Raw genomic sequence first — 3313 nt, forward strand, 5'->3', positions numbered from 1 at the left:
GCAGCGGACTCATAATCCGCGGGTCGCCGGTTCAAGTCCAGCTGGGCCCATTTTTCCTTTCTTATTTAATCTTAATCCCGTACATACTGCTTAAAATCTCCATAACCTTCACTATCCATCTGATCATAAGGAATAAAGCGTAATGAAGCACCATTGATGCAGTATCGCAAACCAGTCTTATCCCGCGGTCCGTCATCGAATACATGCCCTAAATGGGTACCGGCATTCTTGGTTGTTACCTCAATGCGGGACATACCATGGCTCTGATCCTGGGTAAAATCAACTGCTTCGGATGTGATCGGTTTTGTAAAACTCGGCCATCCGCAGCCTGCATCGTACTTATCGCTTGACGAAAACAGCGGCTTTCCTGTCACAATATCAACATAAATCCCCTTTTGTTCGAACTTATCGTATTCGCTTGTAAAGGGTCGCTCAGTTGCTTTTTCCTGTGTTACGCTGTATTGCAGCGGGGTCAATTTGTCTTTTGCCTTCTGCACATCAGCGAGTGCAAACCGGCTGTCCTCATACAGCGGTACTTCGGCAAGGTGCAGATTGATATGGCAGTAGCCATTGGGATTTTTCTGTAAATAATCTTGATGATAATCTTCTGCAAGGACAAAATGCCGCAACGGTTCTACTTCAACAGCAATGGGGCGCTCATACTGTGCCTGCATCCTGTTAAGAAAGGCTTTAATAACCGGCTCATCCGCTTTGTTTGTATAATAGATGCCCGTCCGGTATTGTCTGCCGGTATCATTCCCCTGCTTGTTTACGGATAAGGGATCGATAATACGGAAATAATGAGCCAGCAGCTCTTCCAATCCGATAACCCCACTATTATAGCGTATCTTAACCGTTTCGGCATGATCAGTTTCATGCAGCCCTTGATAGCTTGCAGCAGCAGTCTTGCCGTTTGCATAGCCGGTATCTGTGTCTACAACACCGCTGATCCTGCTGAAATATCCTTCAACACCCCAAAAACAACCGCCTGCTAGATATATTTCTTGTACGTTTCCTTGCGTCAGCACGGATTTCCCTCCTTTTGGTACAGCAGTTTGATGCGTTCTGCCGTGTTCTTTTGCTTGTGCATTCATGCAGCCCCAAAGGCTGAACGCACTGCAGCATACGAACATCAAAACGAACATTGTATTTTCTTTAAAATACAATCTCATATATTAGTCCTCCTCTGAATATTCGCTTAACCTGACATTGCCGCAAAGGCAATATCAGGTTGAAGTATGTGTTATGTACTAATCAACCAACATTTCCTTTATAACTCTTTTTACATCTACAATCGCCTTTTTAGAAATTTTTCCTAAATGTTTTACAAGGCGAATTTTATCAACAGTTCTAATCTGGTCTAAAACAATCCAGCCATCTTTACCATCAAATTCCACTTTAGCTCTAGAAGGGTACGCATGTGACTTTGTTGTCATTGGTGCAATTATTACAGTATCAATATTGTGATTCATTTCATCAGGAGAAATAACAAGACAAGGTCGAGTTTTCTTGATCTCATGTCCTATTGTCGGGTCGAGATTTACAAGATAAACATTATACTGACTTACTACCATTCCCATTCAAAATCTCCTGAAACAGGAATATCATCTAAAACATCATCTTTATTTTTGTGCATTTTATAAAATGCTTCTGCCCAATGAGAGCGCGGTAAGTCATTTACAGGAGTAAGGAGTATACCTTTTTCAGTTACTTCCATATCCATTTTGTCTTTTACAAGGAGTTTATCTAACACAAGTTTTGGCAATCGAATTCCACGGGAATTTCCAATAGGTATGACAGAAACTAACATATTACACCGCCTTTATGTAATTATTATGTAATCACTCTTATTTGTCAACAACATCTACACAATATTTCTTGAAATTGATTGCGAATGCTGGTAACTTTTTTATAGTTGAAAACTGTTGCATTGGTACGCGATAGCGTACATAGAATCTGTGATGTTTACCGCAAGGAATTGAATCAACACCCCCGGCACGGATTGTCGTCATTAGCCCTCCGCATGAATACACATTACGGCTTCGGGGATAGCCAGTGATACACTGCATTGAGTCTGTGCCTCATGCTTTTTCTTCGTTGCAGATGTCCGTACAATCCAAAAATTCCCGTAAATAACTGGGAAGCATAATCTTTTTATTCCAAACAACATACAGCTGCCGGTATTGATGAGGCATATCGTCAAGCGGGAACGAAAGCAACTCGCCTCGGTTTGCCATATCCTCCACTGCAATCTTAGAAATAAACGAGGTACCCACCCCTTGGGCAACAAGGCGCTTAATCACTTCGATATTATTCATAGAAGTAACGATGTGCAGCGACTCCGGTGCAATATCTGACGATTGGAGCATCATATCCATATTGTGCTTAACCGCAGAACCGCTTTCCCTCACAATAAGCGGCTCCTGCGCAAGCCGTTTAAGACTTGGCTTGCTCTTTTTCAGCTGCTGATAATAAGGAATATTCGGAGTAATAAATACAAACTCATCCTGATAGATCGGTCTAAACTCACAGTTTTCATCTTCGGTCTTCATACCGACAATACCCGCATCAACTTTCCGCATGGAAATCCGCTTAATGGTGTCGTAGCTGTTCTGCTCTTCTATTTCAACGAGAATATTCGGATGAGACTTTTTAAACCGGCTGAGTACTAGCGGGACAATATATCCGGCAGGAATAGTAGATGCCCCGATCCTCAACACTTTTTGCCCGGGATTGATAAACCGGTCGATCAGCTGTGTGCGCTGCTGCAATAAATCCTTTGCTTCATTGTAGAGCATCGAGCCTTCTTCGGTAATTTTCAGCTCCCGTGTTGAGCGGATAAAAAGCGGTGTATCAAGTTCTTCCTCAAGCTGCTTAATATGGAGGCTAACCGTCGGCTGAGAAATATGCAATTCATCCGCCGCCGCAGAAAAACTCAAGTTTTCAACTAATTTTACAAAGACTTCCAGATGCTTAAATTCCATACGTGTTCCTTACCCATAAACAGTATACGCCAGTCTCCCCTTTGTCAATAGAAACGAAGAGATCAGGGCATCTCTAAAAACTCAGGTATAGCTTTTAGCGATGCACAGATACGGATTCCGTATTATAACGACCTAAAAATACTGTACACGGTAATATCCTCATCATAATTATACGCCCCCTCAGGCTTGCGTTTTTCTCCTACACTCCGCGCATTGCATTTTATATCCGGATACCCTATACTTTGTACAGCTATGAAAGATGAATTACAGATAACCCTTACAAACGATTATGCGTTTCTTTCCATCGTACATCCGTGTACGATGGAAAG

At 42.3% G+C, this 3313-nt stretch carries 4 protein-coding genes; all 4 read right to left on the reverse strand.

The genetic code is table 11. The features are described 5' to 3' along the window. Nucleotides 1–71: 71 nt before the first annotated feature. Nucleotides 72–1172, reverse strand: a complete 1101-nt coding sequence (gene msrB, locus ACTTJ8_RS11540; protein ID WP_442721270.1) for a peptide-methionine (R)-S-oxide reductase MsrB — start codon at nt 1170–1172, stop codon at nt 72–74. Nucleotides 1173–1250: 78 nt separating this feature from the next. Beyond that, nucleotides 1251–1580, reverse strand: a complete 330-nt coding sequence (locus ACTTJ8_RS11545) for a type II toxin-antitoxin system PemK/MazF family toxin (protein WP_442718732.1) — start codon at nt 1578–1580, stop codon at nt 1251–1253. After that, nucleotides 1568–1810 (reverse strand): AbrB/MazE/SpoVT family DNA-binding domain-containing protein, encoded by a 243-nt coding sequence (locus ACTTJ8_RS11550; protein ID WP_442721271.1) that lies wholly within the window; start codon nt 1808–1810, stop codon nt 1568–1570. The genes ACTTJ8_RS11545 and ACTTJ8_RS11550 overlap by 13 nt, the downstream gene beginning before the upstream one ends. Nucleotides 1811–2081: 271 nt before the next feature. Next, nucleotides 2082–2984 carry a selenium metabolism-associated LysR family transcriptional regulator gene (locus tag ACTTJ8_RS11555; RefSeq protein WP_442716922.1) on the reverse strand — a complete coding sequence of 301 codons (903 nt, stop codon included), beginning with the start codon at nt 2982–2984 and terminating at the stop codon, nt 2082–2084. Between the last annotated feature and the right edge of the window lie 329 nt (nt 2985–3313).

Origin of the sequence: Treponema sp. (assembly GCF_052169735.1) — a bacterium.
GTDB lineage: Bacteria > Spirochaetota > Spirochaetia > Treponematales > Treponemataceae > Treponema.

Bases quoted from the DNA above. Each gene is read 5' to 3' on its own strand.
- ACTTJ8_RS11550 (WP_442721271.1), bottom strand. From the start codon at position 1,810: ATGTTAGTTTCTGTCATACCTATTGGAAATTCCCGTGGAATTCGATTG.
- ACTTJ8_RS11545 (WP_442718732.1), bottom strand. From the start codon at position 1,580: ATGGGAATGGTAGTAAGTCAGTATAATGTTTATCTTGTAAATCTCGAC.
- msrB (WP_442721270.1), bottom strand. From the start codon at position 1,172: ATGAGATTGTATTTTAAAGAAAATACAATGTTCGTTTTGATGTTCGTA.
- ACTTJ8_RS11555 (WP_442716922.1), bottom strand. From the start codon at position 2,984: ATGGAATTTAAGCATCTGGAAGTCTTTGTAAAATTAGTTGAAAACTTG.